Raw genomic sequence first — 19,450 nt, 5'->3', positions numbered from 1 at the left:
CAGCTTGTAGGGCTAAGGACGGCTTTTCAAACTGCTTATCTTTTGGTTTTAATGATCTTTTCATACCTTTTTATTGTAAAATGACTAGATAGAAAAGCTAAATCTTAAAATGTAAGAAACTAGTCATTTTTTAGTATAAAAATCAAACTTAAGTTTGTTTCCTTAAAATATTTTATATTAAAAAAATTAAGATATGAGGATTGTTTTAAGTGAATATATAAAAATATTAGTTAACAGGGATACTAAGCTTAGGCATGATGTATTATATAAAAAACATATATTTTAGCTCTAGAGAATAATATGCGCGATTTTAAAACAATACAAAATTTAATGGGTGATCTACCAGAGGAAGTCACAAAAGCTTACTTGATTGGTAGCACAGGGGCAGGTAAAAGCTCATTAGTTCAGCAAATACTTGGAACAACGGAAGTTAACTTTCCAACTACAACTCAACGCAGAACGACTGTTGCACCAACTGAATATGTAATTAACAGTTTATTACCTTTTAAAAGTACTATTTTATTAAAGAAAAAAGAAGACCTTGTTTTTGCAATTGAAGATTTGATTTTTGAAGCAATAAAAAAAACCTTGGATAAAAACTCTAATTTAAGTGATGTTATTTATGAATTTGAGCAGTCACCTGATGAAAGGTTTAAATTAAAACATATAGTTTCAGATTCAATTATAGAGAAACAAGCTGAAACATTAATAAATAAGCTAAGGCCTTTAAATTTAGATGTAAATGATGATGGTTTTTTTGATAACTTAAAAGTTAACAATATTGTTGATGATATAAAAAATAATCTTATTGGTGAAATTGAATTTAATTTTTCAAAAACATGTCCTGATTCGGGAAATCTTTTCGAACAAGAAACAATAGAAATAATAGGGATAAATGATAAAGATAAATTTATTATTAAAAATAAAGATTTACTCAAAAATGAATTTGGCTCCATATCTGCATTAGTTGAATATGTTAGAATTGAAGGTGACTTGTTATCTTCAAAATTTCATAACAGTTCAAATTTTGTTTTAATTGATGGAGAAGGCATTGGCCATTCTTACAGTGAGAAACGTGATACGCTGTCCACAAGGCACTATGACTATTTTGATTTTTGTAATCATATTATTCTTATTGGTGATGCAGAGGAAGCTTTTGCAACAGGTGGGCAAGGTGTAATTGAAAGTATATGCTTAAATGGCTATCAAGATAAATTTCAACTAGTGTTTTCTAAAACAGATAAATTGGATAATACTGATGTAAACGGTTATATAAGAAGGAATTTACATAATTTATCATCAGCGCTTAGTAAGCAAAGTATAGAGTTTAGTGTAGAAAATAAAGACACCTTTAAATTTGGAGAGTTAAATAAAAAAGAACTCAGTCACCATACTTCAGGGCAGATAATAAAATTACTAAAAGTAATAAATAGTAAAATTGAAAGAAATATTATTGATTTAGAGTATGATTATTCAGTTTTTTATTCAACTATTAATAATAATGAATTTCATGAAGAGTTTATAAATCGGCTCGATAATGAACACTGGGCAGTGTTAAAAGCTTTCAGTAAAAGGCTAAGTTGGAAGGATTTTGAATATCGCCATCTAAAACCTTTAAGCTGGGTTCTAACTTTTATCATGAGAGATATAAATTTATTTTTGACCAAAAATAATTTGGTTTCAGAAATATGTGACTCACAAAATAAAATCAAAAGAACTTTCTCTAAAAACTTGAGAGATTTTATTTTCAAAGAACTGATTATAGAGAAATCTCACTTATGGAAACAAGCCTATGAGATGAGAGGAAGAGGTTCTCATCAAAATAGAAAAAATTTCATTTTCGATAATATTATAACAAATTTTTTGCCTAAAGAAAGTTCAAAAAACTTTCTGAATTTTAGAGAAAAACTTAAAAAATTATTGATAAATTCAGGTGCTTTGGAAATGAAAGAACCAATACGAACAACAATATGTAAAATTAAAATAACAAATATATTTGGTAATCGTGATATAGAGTGGAATTTACAGGACGATATTAATCTTCTGGTTGGTAAAAATGGATCAGGAAAAAGTACTGTATTAAATTTGCTTAGTGCATGTATATCTAATAATAAAGAAATACTTGACTATTATAACTACCCATATGTTGAATTAACAATAAAAAAAGAATTTGAAAATGGTCAAAATTCAGAACAAGTATTAAAAGCAAATACACCTTCTTTAAACTTAAACCCAATAATTATTCCTTCACTTAATGATTTAAGTCGGTTTTCTAATAAAAATGAAAGTTTAACTTTGGATTTAGTAATTGAGAATTTGACAAATAAATTTAGTAAGTATCAACGAAATGTTAAGCAGATTATAAGTAATAGATCAGAGGAGTTAGAAAGTAAAAGAAATAAAATACTTGAAAATATTACCGACAGTACTCCTGAATCTTTGTTAGAATTTAAGAAACTTTCTGTTGAAATTAATAGTATTATAGATAATGAATCAAAAGTTTTACTTAAATTTAAAAAAGTAATGGATAAATATTTCTTAGATACTGAGAAAACCATAATAATAGATGACGATAATGATGCGCTAGTAATTGAATTGTCATCACCGGAAAAGAAGAGAATAAGATTAAATCAACTCTCTTCAGGTGAAAAACAATTACTGATTATATTTCTAAATGTGATTTTAAACTCTGGAAAATCATCTATTTTAATCATGGATGAGCCAGAAACATCTCTACATGTTGAGTGGCAGTCTTCTTTTATTGACAATGTAAAAGAGTTAAATCCAAAAATGCAAATTGTATCAACTACACATAATCCACTGATTCTATTAAATCGTAATCAAAATGAGATTGGAATTATAGATTATAAAAGTACTTGCATTGATACTAGTAAAATAGGGACGAAATACCTAGATATTTCGTCAGTTCTTCTTGAACACTTTAATTTATCGTCTCTAATTGGAAAAGATATGAGAGATAAAATAAAAGAGTACTCATCGTTGCAAATAATAAATTCGCCTAATGATGAAGAAGTAGAACGAATTGAAAAGATAAAGTTAGAACTTGATAATAGCTTCTCTAGTGAAATTCTTTATAATAGAAATTATTATAAGTTTTTAAAGTTTTTAAGAGATAATAAAGAAATTGATTTTAATAGATTTGAATCTATTGAACCTGAAGATATGGAAGAATTTCTTGAAGAGTTTGGAGAGTTTTTCAATGATTAGTATGAAGGATCTTTATGAACATAGTGACTACGAAAATACCAAGAAAGAATTTCTCGCTTCGAATAATGCGAAACGGTGGTCAATTTTTAAACCTGTTCATTTAAAGGTTACTAAGAATAAGTGCCCTATATGCGAATGTCGTTTAGATGGTTCATTAACTCGACCAAGTAATAATAGTCAAAGTATTTCTATTGAGGCTACAATTGATCATTATAGACCGAAAAAAAATGGCTTGTATCCATTCCTTAAATATGAGGATAAAAACTATATTGTGATGTGTTCTGATTGCAATAACTTATATAAAGGATGTGAATTTCCCCTTTTTTCTCCTGCTATTCGAGGCACATGTTCAGAATCTATCGAGAAAGAACAACCATTAATAGTTAATCCATTAACAGACAACCTTAGTGAATTATTTAATGTCCGATTCGTTATGTCACAAACAGGGCGTAACTTATTAGAGCTGACTCCTAGAAACAATAATGGCTATGAATATGAGAAAGCTTTGAAAACAATTAAAATGTTCGGGATTGGTCATTATGATGAATTTCTTCATTCAAACAATAATGCTAAATTACTTAGGCTTGAAATTTTATCTTCACATTATCAAAAGTTTAAAAATTTTATAAGGGCTTTGAAAACTGGAGATAAAGAAATGGCTTTATTAGAATATAAAAACAATAACCTTTCTGAATTTGGTTTAATTGATCTTATAAAAAAACAGCAGTTCTCAGACTTTACATAATAGTGATAAAAATCACAAAGCAGCCATGATAAAACCTAATAATTTATCATGGCTTTTTATTGTCCAAGAAAGCCACTAAAACCCAATCCTCACCCACAAATCTGCTTTGTATCTCTTTCTATTTAATATATGATTTTTAACTGAATCTCATTTCAACTTTTCTGTTCCTAAATTCAGATATTGGTAGCCTTTACAAGGATTTTTATGATTACGAGTACTAGCATCTATTATCAATCCATAGAAACAAATAGCTCTGACCCGACAAGCTCGTATTCTTGGAAAGAATGTATGCATACCCGTACCACGGCTAAGCGCGCTGTGAGTAGCGGTACTGTTAGGTTTCGTGAAAAGCTGCTCAGAGCGTCTAAAACCATTGCTATATTTGCATGGACAGGCATGCCAATTTTTAATCTATTTCAAATATTCGCATTAATTTTCTAGTGGCTGTTTTTGTTAAAAGTGCTAATATTTTTAATGATTTTTAAAAATAACTTGAATTTATATTTTATCTGTGAGGTTTGAAATGAGTGTTTTACCAGAAGATATTGATCGAATTTCATTAGCAGTTCAAAAGAAGAATTATGTTTTTCTTTTTGTATTAATTGTATCTTTAATTTTCAGTGTGGGTAGTTTTTACTTGCAATGGAAGCAAGAAAGGTTATTAAAATTAGAGATGTTAAGGCAAATAGATATAGACTTTGATAATAAAATAATGTTCGACACTATAGATGCTAAAGGTACGAAGCAATTACAAGCTAAATTAGAAGTTGGTCGAACATATTTGATTGATCAAGATTCGACTGACCCTTATATTAGAAGTAGAATGGTAAGGTGGTGTAAAGTTGAACGAGCAGTTTTAGGCACAGCTGCCAAAAAACTAGGGACAAATTGTGAGAAGTTGCTAAAGGAAAAATGGTTTAAAGAAAAGTATAATAATGGAATGACTCAAATTGAGCCAATAACTGAATAAAACCATTTAACCGAAAGAAGTTTCTAACACCAAACCCTCACCCATAAATCTGCTTTGTATCTCTTGCTATTTAATATATGATTTTTTAACTGAATCTCATTTCAACTTTTCTGTACCTAAATTCAGATATAGGTAGCGTTTACAAGGATTTTTATGACTACGAGTACTAGCATCTATTATCAATCCATAGAAACAAATAGCTCTGACCCGACAAGTTCGTATTCTTGGAAAGAATGTATGCATACCCGTACCACGGCTAAGCGCGCTGTGAGTAGCGGTACTGTTAGGTTTCGTGAAAAGCTGCTCAGAGCGTCTAAAACCATTGCTAAAAAAAGGGTTAAGCTAGACGTTAAAGTGAGAGAGTATAAGCCACTAGTAAACAGGGATAAGGACAGAATGCTTAGAAGGCGATACATAAGGCGTTTGATCCTGAATGGTCAAAGGCAAATGCGCCGAAGTATTAAACAGCATGTAGATATTACTTGTGTCGGGGAGTTAAACGCTCAGATTACTTCGGATGATATCAGTACCTTTAGGGATCTAGGGAAAAGCGTCAGAGTGGCTTCTGCAAAGAAACATTGTCAGAATTTCAGCTTGTTCACACCTTTTATAGATACCAACTTAAGCTTGAATACACACTTTCTAAGTGACACCGGCTTTGTTGCATTCATCAAAAACAACTTATTGATCGTCTTTTTACATGTGCCAAATAGCCATGCTTCTTCAAGCACAGGTATGCAGAGCTTTTTCACCAGTTTAAAAGACAAAATTAACGCTTCTAGCTTAATTAAAAAAATACCCGATATCATCATGGGCGATACGAATCAAAGCGGCATTTCTACCGTGGTAAATATTTTGAATGCCATGAGTTCTGGTGGTAATAGCTATAAACTGGCGACAAAAGTCGTAACTGATTCAACTTTAAAACACTCATTCGGTAACCTCCACGGAACTAACTCTACAGGAGAGAAGTTCTACGACATTGCTTTATATAATGAAAATACCGTTCACCTCCCTTGGATAGAGTATACCAATCAGTTTGTTTACCACGGCGTAAATGATGATGGAGACGATGGCTCAGACAGTGACGACGACGATGCAACCTATGAAGGGCGCACGGATCATCAACTAAGTAATATAGTGAGTAATGGCGCTGTTGCGGTAACAGACCATAAAGGGATCTTGCTGCATGTTAGGTTGAAGTAGGACGTATTTTAGATTTCGTAGAAATTACAATGGAAAATCACGAAAACAGCCATGATAAAAATTAAATAATTATTAATGAATGTATTATAAAAAAGTATTTTATGATGGCTGTTTATATGATTCTTTTAGAAATCTTCTGTTTATATTTAATGCCTATTCATTAATCTGAGCTGCCATATTGGCATTATTACGTAGTTTACTCATGATACTATTACCAATATGTTCTGTGTGCACTGCATGATAAAGCACGTTGATCATATTTTGCGTAATATTAACAGGTAATGTGTATTGTCCGCGAGAAGGGTGACTTGCTGCCACATTTGCACCATTGGCCCAAAGCTCATACACATATTCGCCAACTCGTGGTGGATTATTCCAACCATTATTTGTCATAAATAACCTCGTTGCAACGATGCCTTCTCTCAGCTTTGCACGATTTGGTTTCGCCGCATCAACATTCGTATGCGTATAGACTTCAACAGGGTTAACATGCGACTCCACTGCAGGCCCTGATGGATGATTAAGGCGTATGCGGCCATTATTGCCTGCTGCATCGTCAAAATAAATACTGCCTACAATCCCATTACTAACAGACACATATTGTAAATTCGCTAAACTAAACAACGCTGGCGCATTATTATTCTGGTAGGTATTCCAATAATAATCCGTATCGGGGTTATTGCACAGTCGCGTGCTTGCTATCCAGCCTACTTGGCCACCATAGCTAGCCCAACGGTGATCCCGAGGAATGAGTTTAACGGCAAAATTATTCACTCTGTTATCTAAAATCTTAACTGGAACCCCATTGGGTACTGCAATAATTTCAGCATGAGGCGCTGCAGTTTGCCTAAGACTAGTTGCTTCTTTTGTTCGATACCAGCCCTCTGCTCTTTGTCGTTGAATGATGGCAGTTAAAGGGTTGACTTGACTAGGCTGGTACGACAACTCATATCTTGGTGAATTGGTTGTCTTGTTCATAGAAAGTAGTCTGTTTTGTTGTGTGCCTTTCTGTTTTTGAGCATACATATTACTCTCCCAATTTAATTAACATTCAATAGATATAGACTTAATTGATATTTATTAGATATACACTCACAACAAAACGTGAGTTAAATCGAAGCCGGTTATGCTTAATCAAAAAGCAATTAAGAGGATCAAGAAATTAATATGGCCGCCGTTAAAAAAATAACTATTTAATTTCCTACCATTACTTAAGGGCGCTAAGTAAATAATCGTTTCATTTATTTAATATTACCCACTTGAATGAATTAACCTCTGTCTAGTCGACGAAGTATTCGGCTTTAACTATGTAGTACTTGCAGGAAGTAATAGGTTTCTTGGTCAGGTTTAGAGAGAAGCTTTTATAAAAGAGAAGGGGAGTGAATTGGTATGATAAAAAATTTCACCTCGTTCCCAGAGAAGGAAGGTCGTGGGAACGAGAAGTGGTGGCTTGGTGTAACTGATTTTTATTCACTTTGTTCAATTATTGCTTTGGTATTCGTTTTATGGCTGCTTTGGCTTAGGTGTGTGCCTAATAAAGACAATAAGCAATAGCCTGTAAAATAGTAAAAACCTGCGCCTGCTGCAGAAAGGGTTTGACTGCTGATGAGTAAATCAATGTTTAAACCAAAGGCAGAGATAGCTTCTCTATTTACGGTTTCACTGTGGTTAGTCGATAAGATAGCCAGAAAAATAGCGACAGTGAAAACATCTGCCATGGACCATTTACCGATACTGGCGACAAACTTTAAGATCTTGGCTTCTTTATCGGCATTTTTAATGAAGTATGAAAAGCTAACCAATGAAGTTTTTAATAAGGGAATACAAACTGAAAATAAAAAAATCAGTACTGCCACGATAAAACGTTTATCTAGCCATAGCTCTTCAACTGTGGCGATAATGGATAACTCTTTATCGATCAAATTGGGTGTGAAGTTAGAGCCCATGACATTGATGCCCATTTCCATGGATAAAGACAGCATGGGCAACATTATCCCAGGGATGAAGAGGCCAATAGCGATAATGTTAAGAGCAAATCCTAGATGTTTTTTCATTCTTTATTAGCGAGTCAGTATTAAGGTGGGCTGATTATGTCGCAGCTGCACTGAGAGACTCAAGTTAATTGGCTATTTATAGTCCTTCTTTACGTTTATAAGAACTTAAGGAGCCTGCGATTAAGTCACCTCTTCTCAGTCTTTTCAGAAAAAGTACCAATCAAGGCATCTCTTTGAAGTAATGTAGGTACCTTTCAAGAAGGGATAACGCAGGGTGTTACTTTTTCTGAAAGACCCGAAGGGAGTGGTCTAAAAGCCCTATTTTGACGTTGAGGAGCTTATCAATAGAATGACTATTAAGTTGCGCTCCTCGCCATAAATCTAGGCGCTTTTATCCACACGCTGAGGCGGGTGGATTTATTCGCAGGTTCCTTAACCAGATTGATTAGCATCTGCTTTTCTTAGTACCTTTCTGTGTTAAAGCTCTTTTAGCAATTTTTCCAGCTTAGGCATTTGCGCCATCATGGCTTTGTAACCTGCATCGATCGCATCTTTTTTCGAGTTAAAATTTCGATTATCATCTGGTTCATAATCAGGTCTGATAACTATGTCTGCACGATTGATTTCTGCTTCACTAAGTTTGCAGGCAAGTAACCTAAAGGTTGATAGCTGCATGCTTAAAGAGGTGTTTTTAGCTGGTTTTTGGTTGCCACAATATATGTCCACTGCAATGACTAAATCTGCCCCCATCGCTTTGGCATAATCTACTGGTACGACATTCAATACTCCTCCATCAACTAGAAGGTGATCTTTATGTTCAACAGGGATGAAAGCACCAGGAATAGTGGAAGAGGTTTGTACTGCTTCTCCTGGGTTTCCATCTCTAATTAGAACAGACTCTAGGCTAGTCATATCGGTTGCAGTGATCCCAATTGGGATGACCATGTCAGACAGTTTTTGCTGTGGTACTGAATTATTGATCCATTGAGCTAGGTTTTGGCCGTTCATAATCCCTTTACGTGATAAAACGATATCCATAATATCTGTTTCACTAAAATCACTGATGATCTTTTCTAATTCGTCATAGGTTTTTCCCGATGCATAAAGGGTTGCTGCAATGGAGCCAGCAGAAGAACCTGTGACTATATCTGCTTTTATTTTGGATTCTTCCAAGGCTTTGATCACGCCAAGGTGCATATAGCCTCGAATGCCACCACCGCCAAAGGCAATACCTATTTTCTTTCTTTGAATAGCTTTTTGGCCTTTGGGTTTGCTTTCAACCCTTTGGCTTGCAGCCATTTGCTTTTCTTTCGAATGAGCTTTCAATTCAGAAGCTTTAACTAACTCTAATTGTTGATAGTTATTATTCTGGGCACAGCCTGCCATCGTTAGCATGAAGAGGGTAATAAGTAAGAGCCTAATTCTCATTTCAGAACGACCAAGTAAGGCCGGTTTTTTCCTCTGACAAGCGCCAAAGTTTATTAGCCATGCCTTGATTTAACGCGACTTCGTTTAAAGAGCACTCTCCAATAGGACCAACGGTTTCGGCTCTTTTAGTTGGGCCATATAAACGCTTTAGAGCGAGTCCATCTTGAGTCGCACACATAACTTCTGGCCAAGCGCCTTTTTCGGCAGATTGCGCAATGATTCGAGAAAGTAGTGACCAAAGCACTTTGTTAAAGGTGCTTGCTGTGTCCATGAGTAAGTTAGTTCTGGATGCGCCTGGGTGACATACAAATACCTTTGTTCTTTTACCTGCTGCTTCGATACGATCTTGTAGCTGGTAGGCAAACATCATTTGAGCGAGCTTACTTTGTGCGTAGGAGTCCCAAGCTGTATATTTTCGATCAAAATTAAGGTCGTCAAATTGGATTTTCTTTAAACCCATTTTGTAAGCATTGCTGCCTACAACAACGATACGTCCTTGGGACGCTTCTATTCGATCGAAAAGCATGCCACATAGGAGAAAGTGACCAAAATGATTTACACCAAGCTGGCTTTCGAAGCCATCAAGTGTGATTTCTTGTTTGGCAACTTGGGCAATGGCTCCATTACAGAGTAGGGCGTCTATTTGTTTTGTAGTTTCTAATACTTTCGTGGCGGCTTCTCTTACCGAATCTAATATAGCGAGATCCATTCGAATAAAGGTAACTTCTGCTTTATCGCCAAATTCCTGTTTCAGAGCTGTGATGGCTGCTGCGGATTTTTGTGTATTACGGTTAAGCATGATGACTCTCGCTCCTTTGCTTAACAGAGTGCGTGTTGCTTGGAAACCTGCGCCACTATTAGCTCCAGTAATCACATAGGTTTTGTCTGTTAAAGAGCCAAGTTGTTCTGGTGTCCAGCCTTTAGGGCCAAATGTGTTTATTTGCTTCATTGTTTATGATCCAAAAATTGTCTGTCTTTGAAGGTCTGTAAATCTGTGTTTTTCATCGCAGACAAATATAACTCTCAGCATTGAGCGCAAATAGGCGAAATAATCTCTAAAATATGCCTATTTGTATCGCTGAATTGAGTTCGTGAATCCCTGGTGCTAATTTGGAGGTGTGTTTTCTAGATGTTTTATTTGCGTCTAATTGACCTGTTTAGTTATTCGTTAATAGAAGGTTTGTAAAAAGCTAAGCCACATTAAAAGATAATTGAGTTGTGTAGCCATTATGAGTAAAGAATTAATCAAACAACTCGTTGAAATGAATGTTCGTGACGATGGTATGGTGGAAACGGGTGTGAAGGGGGTTCAGCTCTTTCGTGTTACTAGTCCAGTTCGCTGTGCGCCCGCTATTTACGAGCCGACAGTTGTTGCCTTAGTGAACGGATCGAAAGAAGCTATCGTCAATGGTCAAAGGTATGCTTACGATAGTAGCCAATTTATGTGTTGCCCTATTTCTATGCCGGTAGAAGCGGGTACGCCAGAAGCTTCACCTGAAAACCCTTTGTTAGGTGTTTATATCTCTTTAGATACAAAAGTCATGACTGAGCTCGCAATAGAAATGGACACAGGTATAGGCGCTATTCGTCAGCCTCAAGCAAGTCGCCTATCATCTAGCTTGACACTTTCTCACTGGGATGAGCCTTTCACTGAGGCACTTGTGCGTTTACTTAGATTGCTGGAGAACCCTTCTGATATTTCGATCTTAGGAGAAGGGCGACTGCGTGAATTGTATTATGCCGTGTTAAAAGGAGAAGCTGGCGTATCTGCAAGACGTGCATTTGGGGTGGGCAACGATATTGCCAGAGTCATTGAATACTTAACAGCTAACTTGGACAAGCCGATAAACATAGAGGTGATGGCTACTCAGATGGGGATGAGCAGAGCTGTTTTGCATCGTAAATTTAAGCAAGCCACCATGATGTCGCCGATTCAATTTGTAAAATCCATGCGACTCAACACTGCTGCAATCAAGATAGTTGGTGGCATGAACGTAAATACAGCCGCGATGGAAGTTGGTTATGTCAGCTCTTCTCAATTCAGCAGAGAGTTCAAACGTATGTATGGACAGTCACCTAAGCAGTGGATTCATTCAAGGCAAACTGACACTGATTAGCGTTACTTTTAAATCAATCATCAGCATGAATCAATTCATATAAAGTGTCTTAAAATGCTCATTTCATTTTCAGCCTTCAATGACTGATGAGACACAAACTAATCTGCGAATAAGTCCTCCGACTCAGCGTCTGGATAAAAGCGATTAGATTTATGGCGAGGGTCGTTACTTAATAGTTGTTCTATTAATAAAGCACAAAGTGATGCCTTATTTGCCATTTCCCCTCATGCATTGCAAGTGCAGACTGAGAAGAGGTGACTTAATCGCAGGTTCCCTTGTTGTCTGGCGAATATTTGGTATTCTTCAATAAGCGTCAGTGCTGAGTTAAGGCTAATTGTAAGTATTTTAAATGACTTGCCTTACTTGGTGGAACCAAACTCGGTACAGGCTAAGCATGAGGTTTTGTTTCCTAGGTTAATTTAGCGGGTGAGCAACAACTGTTTTAATGATTAATGAGATATCTAAGGTTTAGGACTCATCTTTGAACAAAATTCCAGTGATAATTTTTACTATCCTATTTTCTGCTAGCGCTATGTCAGAGGTCTCTATTGATTTAGCAAACGGTGAGTGGCCGCCTTACCATTCAAAAAAGTTAAAGCATGATGGTGTGGCTTCTCATATTGTTAAAGAAGCTTTCGCTTTAGAAGGTATTAAAGTGAATTATCACTTTCTCCCTTGGAAGCGAGGGATGAAGATGGCCGAGCATGGCAAGTTAAATGGTACGGCTGTTTGGCGCTATCAGTCCGATATCCAAGAGACGTTTTATTATAGTGACCCTGTGATAACAAGCGAAACTGTCTTTTTTCATCTGAAATCTTTCCCATTTGTATGGAATGAATTTACCGACCTTAAAGGGCTTCATATAGGCGGGACTCTTGGTTATACCTATAATGAAGATTACCGCAAAGCAGAGGCCTCTTCTGACTATAACATTCATCGTATCTCAAACGATGGGCTAAACTTCACTATGCTTCTTCGAAATAGAATTGATATTTTTCCAATAACAAAAGAGGTTGGACACTTTTTGCTGCAAACTCAATACGAAGAAAGTCTGGCTAACTTAATTACTTATCATCCTAAAAGTATTACTCCAATGAGTGAAAAGTCATTGCACCTCTTGTTATCAAAAAATGATAAGCAAAATGAGCAATTTATGGCTTCTTTTAATAAAGGGCTTAAAAAGTTAAAAGCCAGTGGGCTTTATGAGCAATTTTTAAGAGATCTTGAGAGTGGTAAGTATTTGCCTAATTCGAAAGCTGATTAGCTTTTTCAGTTTGCATAATAAAAATACTCAATTTAAACATTATTAAATTATGTTTTTGGAGTGATGAGTAAATGTTTTAAATAATTGATTGAGCTGGTAGCTAGTTCTACCAGCTCAATCATTTCAATGGTTAATAATCTTTTACTTCAAATTGATCATCAGCAGGGTCAGCAGTATATCGGCCTTCAACCTGGTCCCATTCATAACTATTGCCCATCATGAACTTTATGCGGTTGTCCGATGTTGAAGCACTTGCTGCGTCATAGCCTGTTTCGCTGCGTGTTCCCCACCAATTAATACTAACTTCTTCTGGCGCGTCTGAATCCATAGATTGAAAGTACCATCTACGTGCATGGTTATGTTTGGATGTAATATCCCAAGCATTGAGATACCAAAAGCGGTTATTGATGAGGGCTACATCACTTTCTAAAGCAGTATTTTGATCACCAATCCAGACATCAAAAATAAGAGAGGTTTTATACCATTCGACGGCAATGTCTTGATCGGCAATCATCTCATTGATGGCCCAGCGAACTCTTTCACCTGTCCAGTCATTTTGGCCGTCGCCATTTTTATCACCTAAATAGCTTTTTCCATCTTGAGACCAAAAAGGGTCTAATAAAGCAATTCTTTTGGGCATGAGGTTGTTAGCTAAGGTACCGTTATTTATTCCATCATTGATTTGCTGGGCGACAAAAACGGCGAGTTGATTACCTAAAGAGTGGCCTGCAAAGCGTAGGTTATTGGATGTGTTGTTGGCTAAAACAGAACTGATTTGTTGAAAAGCAATTTCGCCAACAGATATGGCCGGTGATTGGGTTGTACTATAGCTGCCATCGCTTAAGCGATAACGCATGCCTTTATTGCCATTTGCGCTCCACATTTTTGCTTCTGCATCTTTCACTTCGCTTTCGTCTGCAAACTGATTCCAATGGAATATGCCTACATTCCAGCCTTGTTCCTTCCAAGTTTCCATGGTGTTTTCATTAATATCTGAAAATTCGAAGTCTTCTCGGCTATATCCTTCTTCAGCTGATCCACTTTGCCAACCATGGAAGTAGATCACTGTTGGTTTGCTATCGTCATAGTAGCTAGTATCTTGGGTGATGAGAGAGCCGTCATGATTAACGGCTTTGACTTGACTTTCATTGCCGCTCACCATTTTGGCCCAATGTAAGCCATAGTCGAGATAGTCTTGTGCGGCATAGGTTAAGCCTGACATTGAGATAGACATAGAGATAGATGAAAGGCACAAAAAGCGTTTTAGTGGTTTGCTAAATGCAGTCGAATTTTCAAACATATTATTTCCCTTAATTGAGAAAACGCACCTCATGGATGATTTGTTAAATTAAATATCCTTAAAGTGCATTTTTATGCGTTTTATTTTTATTGAAATTCGAGAATATGAAACTATTATGCATAAAACAAACAATTACAGATATGAGTTTCTGTTATTTCTTTTGGATTAAGATATTTTTATTTGGCTATATCTAATATTAAAAGTTCATAAGGCTTTTTTTGATTGATTTATTAATCATTTATTTCTTTGTTAATCAGTGATTTATATAAAAAGCATTTTTTTACGAGGAATCATTTATCAATCATTTATATGTGATTTTCACTCTTTCTAAAGAAATAATTAAATTTTCTCTGACAAGATTCTATCAATAAACCAGCGGGCAGCTTTGCCTTTGTTGTTACTTTTCCAAGAACAGTATTGAGGCGTTATTGCAGTAGGTTCTGTGGTTTCTAATGTGACTAATGTGCCTTCATCTAGTTTGTTTTGAATCTTGTGCTTGGGCAAAAAACCTACACCAATACCAGCCTCGATCAGACTTATTTTTTGTTGCATTGAAGCGACTTTAATCTGCTTTTGTTTATCCATAAGGCGATGGGACTTGATCGGAGAATGTCTGGATGAATCTTTAATCACAATGGAAGTATATGGAGCAATCATTTCATTCGTTAATGGAAGGTTTGTTTGAGTAAGAGGATGATGATTTGCGGTCACAAAACACCATTGGCTTTGTATCACTTCTTTAAACTGTAAGCCTTGAATGGGCGTGTTTGGTGCTGGACCACCAAGGACAATATCCGCTCTGTCTTCTATCAAAGCTTCTAAACTGCCACCCATGACTTCTTCTAAGAGATTGATTTCAACACCTGTATTAAGTTGCTGAAACTCAGTCAGAATAGGTAAGAACTGCTGTGTATCCCAAACTGTATCTAGTGCAATATTGAGACGAACCTCCCAGCCTGAATCCACCTGATGGGCTTTATCTATCATGGCTTGGGTCGCTAGTAGAAGGCTCCTTCCTTCCTCTAATAAAACTCGACCCGCTGGTGTGAGTACAGAGCGTCTGCCTTCCTTTCTGAAAATAACAAAGCCTAAATCCTCTTCGAGCTTTTGTATTGTATAGGTCAGGGTGGAAGGAACACGAAAGAGGGCATTCGCTGCGGCGGCAAAACTGCCTTTTTTATCTATCGCGTCGAGTACTTCAAGTGCATCTAATGTGAGCTTCATTTTTTGCCTCCTTGCCTCAAACTAAAACTATTCAGTTTTTTCGAACAAATTGGTTAATTTATTCTGATTATTTAATTTTATTTCTTTATTTACAATGTTTTTAGCTTCAAAAAAACAAACAAATATAGATAAAAGGAAATGATTATGAAGATTTTACACAGAGATTCTCTTAAACGTGGTGGTTTTGCTGGACTTAAAGAAACACGTTTGATTGTTGATAACAAAGTAGGTGGTAATAATTCGACTTGGAACGGGTTAGGGCAGTTTATTTTCCTAGCGGATGCAAGGTACTTACCTCATGGGGAAACCAGAATGCACCCTCATCATGAGGTGGATGTGATTACTGTCATGCTGGAAGGTAACTTGCAGCATGAAGGCTCGTTAGAGCACGGACAGTCTCTGTCTGGTTATCAAGTTCAAGCGCAAAGAGCTGGGGCTGAAGGCTTTGAGCACAATGAAATTAATCCAGATGCCACGGGGAATCGCATACTCCAGCTTTGGGCCCTGCCAGAAACCTTGGGCGAACCTGCAGCTTACAAACTCTATGAACCAAAAGAGAATGAGTTAACCCGTATTTATGGTGGTAGTAAGTTGCAAACTGAGACTTTTGATAGTCATACCACAATCGATATTGGCCTACTGAAGAAAGATAAAAACATTCAAATTAAAGGTGATTTTTTAGCTTATATCAGCCAAGGCGAAGGGTTATTAAATGGCGAGATTGTAAAAGACGGTGACCTAGTGAGAGGCGAGAGTATGGATCTTACCGTGACCAGCGAACTACTGCATATCAGCCTTGTTCGTCAGCAAATTATTTAAATATAGAATTAAAAAAGAATATCAAAGTTGATTGGAGGCTAATGCAATGTTTCATGCTAAATATTCTAGTTTTTTGTTTGGATTTTTTATGGCGTTATTAATGTCTGGGGCTATGTCGTTCGCTATGACACTCATACAACTGGGAGTAGAAGACTTAATGAGTTTTCTATTGGCTTGGCTAGCCGCTTGGGGGATCTCTTTTGCAGTTGCCTTACCTGTAACTTTCATGATTAATCCTGTGGTGAACTCAATCGTTAATCGTTTGATTAGTAAGCCTTCCTTAAAGAAGAAAAATTATTAATCAAACACTTAGCAAAAGGAAGTGTGAGTTTAGTGTAAATAATTTGCCTGGATTATATGAGCTATTCGGTAGCATGCTAGTATCCGCACACAGTTTTTTTATGGATCTAATTGATGGAATTTATACTTTCACTTTTCCCAGCAGGTTTTACTTGGCTTCTGCTAGGTATGGCAATTATTACAAGCTTCTTTAAGCCTAAGTTTGGGCTTTTAGGTTTAGGTGTTTGTGCTTTAGCCGCCTTGTATCAGTCTCATTTGGAATTAATCGGAATTCTATATGGTGTAGCTGGTTTAATTGTGGCCGCTTATGGTGCAAAAGCTAAGGGAATAAAATGTTTTATTTGCCATGTGATTGTGGTTGTCTGGGCGCTTGCTTTAGCCTTACATCTCGCTCCTGGTTTTAATAATTTACAGGTTTTAGATCAGGTGCAAAGCGGAGCAAATAGCTCTACCTATACATTATATTTAAACCTTGATAAGCCGCTGATATTCTTTGCCTTGCTTTTACTTGTACCTAAACTGCTTGGTCGTACTAAGGCAATGACTCAAACGCAAGTACGAACGCTTGCCGCTTTGTTTGCGGGTGTGTTCTTACTCGCTTTCCTTCTGGGTCTTATCCAATATGAATTGAGTCTACCAAATTGGTGGTTGGTATTTGCCTTTAGTAATTTGCTATTAACCTGTGTTGCAGAAGAAGCATTGTTTAGGGGTTATATTCAAAACCTATTAACTCGTCGCTTTCATCCTGTTATCGGCGTGGGTGTTGCCAGTGTTTTATTTGGTTTAGCACACTTTGCTGGTGGGCCTGTCTTTATGTTAGTGGCAAGCTTAGCTGGGCTTTTATACGGTTTAACCTATTATTGGAGCGGAAGACTAAGTTATGCCGTGGCAGTTCACTTTGCTTTTAACTTAGGGCATCTGACTTTTTTCACTTATCCTTTATTGGCATCATCATAAGTTGAAAATGTTTTCAGTTTATTTGTGGTCTTCTGTTGGTAAGATGGTGTTTGAAATTAATAAAAAGCAAAGGTAATTGTTAGCTTATGGCATTTAAAAACTTTTTTGAGCAAGGAATCGACTTTAAAACCTATTTGGCGCAAGGCTCTGAAGATGAGGCTCTTGCTGTCCTTAAAGCGGCTGATGCTTTAACTGGGCAGTTTACGCAATCACTTATAATGAGAATTGCCAGTTTAGAGCAGGGAGCTAATATCCTAATAGCCGGTGAAACTTGGTGTCCGGATTGTCAGCTAAATATTACGGCAATTAGTGCCATGGCAGAGTTTCACCCTAAGATTAATCTCTCTATTGTTAGCCGTGATTTTGCTCAAGAAAACTTGTTAGATAAGTTAGATATTACAGAGGTTAAAATCCCTTTAGTGGTTGTATTAGACCAATATTATCAGCCAAAAGGTTTATTTATTGAACAGCCAACTAAGGTGAAAGAAAGCCAAGATGCGGCATTGCAAAGCGCTTATGACAATGCTGAGCTTTTAACTCAAACCATTGAAGAAGTACTAGATATTATCGCTCGATAAATTCTCTTCTCATGTCTTATTTTATATATCTCCAAGGATGGAGGTAGTGAGCCTTTTCACTGCATTTCACTTCTTTTTTTAGTATTGATTTTTAAATTAAATCAGATAGTTAGTTGTTTCTCTTCTTGCTTTATTAGTTCTTCTCCCTCTGTATTAAAGCCTTGCAAGTTTGAATTCTATTCGTACCATCTAGTTTTCGAATAGAAAACGAAAATGGATAGGATTAAGGAGAAGATCGCAAATGTTGCAAAAGAATTGTGTTTAGGGAACCTGCGATTAAGTCACCTCTTCTCAGTCTTTTCAGAAAACGTATCACGCAAGGCGTCACTTTGACGTAATGTAGGCACCTTACGAAAAGGGACAACACAGGGTGTGACTTTTTCTGAAAGACCCGAAGGGCGTGGTCTAAAAGCCCTATCTTTACGTTAAGGGCCTTATCAATAGAATGACTATTAAGTTGCGACCCTCGCCATAAATCTAGCGGCTTTTATCCACACGCTGAGGCGGGAGGACTTATTCGTAGGTTCCCTCGGTGCTGGTAATATGGGCTTTCCTGTATATAAGGCGACACTTCCTTACTTTTTAAATAATTGGCAAGTGAGTGTTATCGACAAAAGTGAAGAAAGGCTAAAACTTGCGCAAAGTCTTGGTGATATTGAGGTGAGAGAGGGGCTCCCCGAAAATACACACATTCTCTTCTTAGGTATAAGGCCCCAAGACTTACCTAATCTAGCGATGCAAAACCGAGATTCGGGCGCTAACGATCCTGCTTTAATTGTTTCTATGTTAGCTGGTGTTTCGTGTGCGGAAATTCAGCAATACTTTCCTAACTCTCAAGTGGTGAGATGTATGCCAAATACGCCTTGTGAGTTTGGTGTAGGAATCACGCCTATCTATTTTAGCGGTACTTTTAGCGCTCATTATTCTGCTTTTCTTGAGGCGGCTCAGTTTATGGGTGAGCTTTTCTTTGTTGAGAAAGAGAGTGATATAGATGGCGCAACGGGCATCAGTGGTGGAGGACCAGCTTATGTCATGCTAATGGCTGATGCCATGATTAAAGCCTCTCAAGCATTGGGCTTTAACTATGAAGAGTCAAAGCGATTAGTGGGTAAAACCTTAGAGGGTAGCGGTAAAATGCTGCAAATGTCTGATAAGTTTCCTGCTCAGCTTGCTCAAGATGTGATGACGCCAAATGGTACCACTGAGCAAGGAGTGAATGAGCTGAAAGCCAAACATGTGGAAGCCGCTATTTATGATGCTTTGTTAAAAGCGTCTCATAAAGCGGTGGATATGTCTGATCCTGACAATAGGGATTAATGG

At 36.7% G+C, this 19,450-nt stretch carries 19 protein-coding genes; 12 read left to right on the top strand and 7 right to left on the bottom strand.

Annotated elements, in window-relative coordinates:
• Window positions 1–300: 300 nt before the first annotated feature.
• The 5 genes from OA91_RS19725 to OA91_RS19710 all read left to right on the top strand — a co-directional run bounded on the left by OA91_RS19725 (window position 301) and on the right by OA91_RS19710 (window position 6,149).
• Window positions 301–3,228 carry an AAA family ATPase gene (locus OA91_RS19725; protein ID WP_063337651.1) on the top strand — a complete coding sequence of 976 codons (2,928 nt, stop codon included), beginning with the start codon at window positions 301–303 and terminating at the stop codon, window positions 3,226–3,228.
• Window positions 3,221–3,973: a hypothetical protein gene (locus OA91_RS19720; protein WP_063337650.1), complete on the top strand. Its 753-nt coding sequence runs from the start codon at window positions 3,221–3,223 to the stop codon at window positions 3,971–3,973. Before OA91_RS19725 ends, OA91_RS19720 begins: the two co-directional genes overlap by 8 nt.
• 204 nt (window positions 3,974–4,177) lie before the next feature.
• Window positions 4,178–4,414: a hypothetical protein gene (locus OA91_RS24335; RefSeq protein ID WP_157203805.1), complete on the top strand. Its 237-nt coding sequence runs from the start codon at window positions 4,178–4,180 to the stop codon at window positions 4,412–4,414.
• 82 nt (window positions 4,415–4,496) lie between these two features.
• Window positions 4,497–4,943, top strand: coding sequence for a hypothetical protein (locus tag OA91_RS19715; protein ID WP_063337649.1), 447 nt, complete (start codon window positions 4,497–4,499; stop codon window positions 4,941–4,943).
• Window positions 4,944–5,096: 153 nt separating this feature from the next.
• On the top strand, window positions 5,097–6,149 hold the full coding sequence (locus OA91_RS19710) for a hypothetical protein (RefSeq protein WP_157203804.1): 1,053 nt from the start codon (window positions 5,097–5,099) through the stop codon (window positions 6,147–6,149).
• Between the two features lie 153 nt (window positions 6,150–6,302).
• On the opposite strand, the gene OA91_RS19705 is transcribed toward OA91_RS19710, so the two are convergent.
• The 4 genes from OA91_RS19705 to OA91_RS19690 form a co-directional block, all read right to left on the bottom strand.
• A complete protein-coding gene (locus OA91_RS19705; protein ID WP_063337647.1) occupies window positions 6,303–7,175 on the bottom strand; it encodes a hypothetical protein in 873 nt (290 codons plus the stop codon).
• A gap of 440 nt (window positions 7,176–7,615) precedes the next feature.
• Complete coding sequence (locus tag OA91_RS19700) at window positions 7,616–8,203, bottom strand: paraquat-inducible protein A (protein ID WP_063337646.1); 588 nt, start codon at window positions 8,201–8,203, stop codon at window positions 7,616–7,618.
• A gap of 417 nt (window positions 8,204–8,620) precedes the next feature.
• Complete coding sequence (locus OA91_RS19695; protein WP_063337645.1) at window positions 8,621–9,571, bottom strand: patatin-like phospholipase family protein; 951 nt, start codon at window positions 9,569–9,571, stop codon at window positions 8,621–8,623.
• Window position 9,572: 1 nt separating this feature from the next.
• Window positions 9,573–10,520: an SDR family oxidoreductase gene (locus OA91_RS19690; RefSeq protein ID WP_063337644.1), complete on the bottom strand. Its 948-nt coding sequence runs from the start codon at window positions 10,518–10,520 to the stop codon at window positions 9,573–9,575.
• A 280-nt stretch (window positions 10,521–10,800) separates the two neighbouring features.
• Between OA91_RS19690 and OA91_RS19685 the strand changes: the two genes are divergently transcribed.
• The gene (locus OA91_RS19685; protein ID WP_063337643.1) at window positions 10,801–11,688 is read left to right on the top strand and encodes an AraC family transcriptional regulator; all 888 of its coding nucleotides are present in this window, start codon (window positions 10,801–10,803) and stop codon (window positions 11,686–11,688) included.
• Between the two features lie 98 nt (window positions 11,689–11,786).
• On the opposite strand, the gene OA91_RS24635 is transcribed toward OA91_RS19685, so the two are convergent.
• A complete protein-coding gene (locus OA91_RS24635; RefSeq protein ID WP_231870418.1) occupies window positions 11,787–11,906 on the bottom strand; it encodes a malate:quinone oxidoreductase in 120 nt (39 codons plus the stop codon).
• Between the two features lie 263 nt (window positions 11,907–12,169).
• Between OA91_RS24635 and OA91_RS19680 the strand changes: the two genes are divergently transcribed.
• A complete protein-coding gene (locus OA91_RS19680) occupies window positions 12,170–12,952 on the top strand; it encodes a substrate-binding periplasmic protein (RefSeq protein ID WP_231870417.1) in 783 nt (260 codons plus the stop codon).
• 130 nt (window positions 12,953–13,082) lie between these two features.
• Here the strand turns inward: OA91_RS19680 and OA91_RS19675 are convergent, their stop codons facing one another.
• Together OA91_RS19675 and OA91_RS19670 are read right to left on the bottom strand one after the other, a co-directional pair.
• Window positions 13,083–14,252 carry a hypothetical protein gene (locus OA91_RS19675; RefSeq protein WP_063337642.1) on the bottom strand — a complete coding sequence of 390 codons (1,170 nt, stop codon included), beginning with the start codon at window positions 14,250–14,252 and terminating at the stop codon, window positions 13,083–13,085.
• A 339-nt stretch (window positions 14,253–14,591) separates the two neighbouring features.
• Window positions 14,592–15,476, bottom strand: a complete 885-nt coding sequence (locus OA91_RS19670) for a LysR substrate-binding domain-containing protein (protein WP_046019339.1) — start codon at window positions 15,474–15,476, stop codon at window positions 14,592–14,594.
• A 144-nt stretch (window positions 15,477–15,620) separates the two neighbouring features.
• On the opposite strand from OA91_RS19670, the gene OA91_RS19665 reads away from it, so the two are divergent.
• From OA91_RS19665 to OA91_RS19645, 5 genes are all read left to right on the top strand, one after another.
• Entirely contained in the window at window positions 15,621–16,295 is a 675-nt protein-coding gene (locus OA91_RS19665) for a pirin family protein (RefSeq protein ID WP_063337641.1), read from the top strand.
• A gap of 88 nt (window positions 16,296–16,383) precedes the next feature.
• Window positions 16,384–16,596 (top strand): DUF2798 domain-containing protein, encoded by a 213-nt coding sequence (locus tag OA91_RS19660; protein ID WP_197477853.1) that lies wholly within the window; start codon window positions 16,384–16,386, stop codon window positions 16,594–16,596.
• Window positions 16,597–16,709: 113 nt separating this feature from the next.
• Window positions 16,710–17,552: a CPBP family intramembrane glutamic endopeptidase gene (locus OA91_RS19655; protein ID WP_063337639.1), complete on the top strand. Its 843-nt coding sequence runs from the start codon at window positions 16,710–16,712 to the stop codon at window positions 17,550–17,552.
• 86 nt (window positions 17,553–17,638) lie between these two features.
• Window positions 17,639–18,130: a thioredoxin family protein gene (locus tag OA91_RS19650; protein ID WP_063337638.1), complete on the top strand. Its 492-nt coding sequence runs from the start codon at window positions 17,639–17,641 to the stop codon at window positions 18,128–18,130.
• 543 nt (window positions 18,131–18,673) lie between these two features.
• Window positions 18,674–19,447 (top strand): pyrroline-5-carboxylate reductase family protein, encoded by a 774-nt coding sequence (locus OA91_RS19645; RefSeq protein WP_063337637.1) that lies wholly within the window; start codon window positions 18,674–18,676, stop codon window positions 19,445–19,447.
• Window positions 19,448–19,450: the final 3 nt, after the last annotated feature.

Origin of the sequence: Marinomonas sp. SBI8L, from assembly GCF_001624705.1 — a bacterium.
Classification (GTDB): Bacteria; Pseudomonadota; Gammaproteobacteria; order Pseudomonadales; family Marinomonadaceae; genus Marinomonas.
Note: the sequence above shows the minus strand (reverse complement) of the source record. Positions and strands in the feature narration are given on the sequence as shown.

Coding starts and splice junctions, on each gene's coding strand:
- OA91_RS19725 (WP_063337651.1), top strand. CDS start 301: ATGCGCGATTTTAAAACAATACAAAATTTAATGGGTGATCTACCAGAG.
- OA91_RS19720 (WP_063337650.1), top strand. CDS start 3,221: ATGATTAGTATGAAGGATCTTTATGAACATAGTGACTACGAAAATACC.
- OA91_RS24335 (WP_157203805.1), top strand. CDS start 4,178: ATGATTACGAGTACTAGCATCTATTATCAATCCATAGAAACAAATAGC.
- OA91_RS19715 (WP_063337649.1), top strand. CDS start 4,497: ATGAGTGTTTTACCAGAAGATATTGATCGAATTTCATTAGCAGTTCAA.
- OA91_RS19710 (WP_157203804.1), top strand. CDS start 5,097: ATGACTACGAGTACTAGCATCTATTATCAATCCATAGAAACAAATAGC.
- OA91_RS19705 (WP_063337647.1), bottom strand. CDS start 7,175: ATGTATGCTCAAAAACAGAAAGGCACACAACAAAACAGACTACTTTCT.
- OA91_RS19700 (WP_063337646.1), bottom strand. CDS start 8,203: ATGAAAAAACATCTAGGATTTGCTCTTAACATTATCGCTATTGGCCTC.
- OA91_RS19695 (WP_063337645.1), bottom strand. CDS start 9,571: ATGAGAATTAGGCTCTTACTTATTACCCTCTTCATGCTAACGATGGCA.
- OA91_RS19690 (WP_063337644.1), bottom strand. CDS start 10,520: ATGAAGCAAATAAACACATTTGGCCCTAAAGGCTGGACACCAGAACAA.
- OA91_RS19685 (WP_063337643.1), top strand. CDS start 10,801: ATGAGTAAAGAATTAATCAAACAACTCGTTGAAATGAATGTTCGTGAC.
- OA91_RS24635 (WP_231870418.1), bottom strand. CDS start 11,906: ATGGCAAATAAGGCATCACTTTGTGCTTTATTAATAGAACAACTATTA.
- OA91_RS19675 (WP_063337642.1), bottom strand. CDS start 14,252: ATGTTTGAAAATTCGACTGCATTTAGCAAACCACTAAAACGCTTTTTG.
- OA91_RS19670 (WP_046019339.1), bottom strand. CDS start 15,476: ATGAAGCTCACATTAGATGCACTTGAAGTACTCGACGCGATAGATAAA.
- OA91_RS19665 (WP_063337641.1), top strand. CDS start 15,621: ATGAAGATTTTACACAGAGATTCTCTTAAACGTGGTGGTTTTGCTGGA.
- OA91_RS19660 (WP_197477853.1), top strand. CDS start 16,384: ATGGCGTTATTAATGTCTGGGGCTATGTCGTTCGCTATGACACTCATA.
- OA91_RS19655 (WP_063337639.1), top strand. CDS start 16,710: ATGGAATTTATACTTTCACTTTTCCCAGCAGGTTTTACTTGGCTTCTG.
- OA91_RS19650 (WP_063337638.1), top strand. CDS start 17,639: ATGGCATTTAAAAACTTTTTTGAGCAAGGAATCGACTTTAAAACCTAT.
- OA91_RS19645 (WP_063337637.1), top strand. CDS start 18,674: ATGGGCTTTCCTGTATATAAGGCGACACTTCCTTACTTTTTAAATAAT.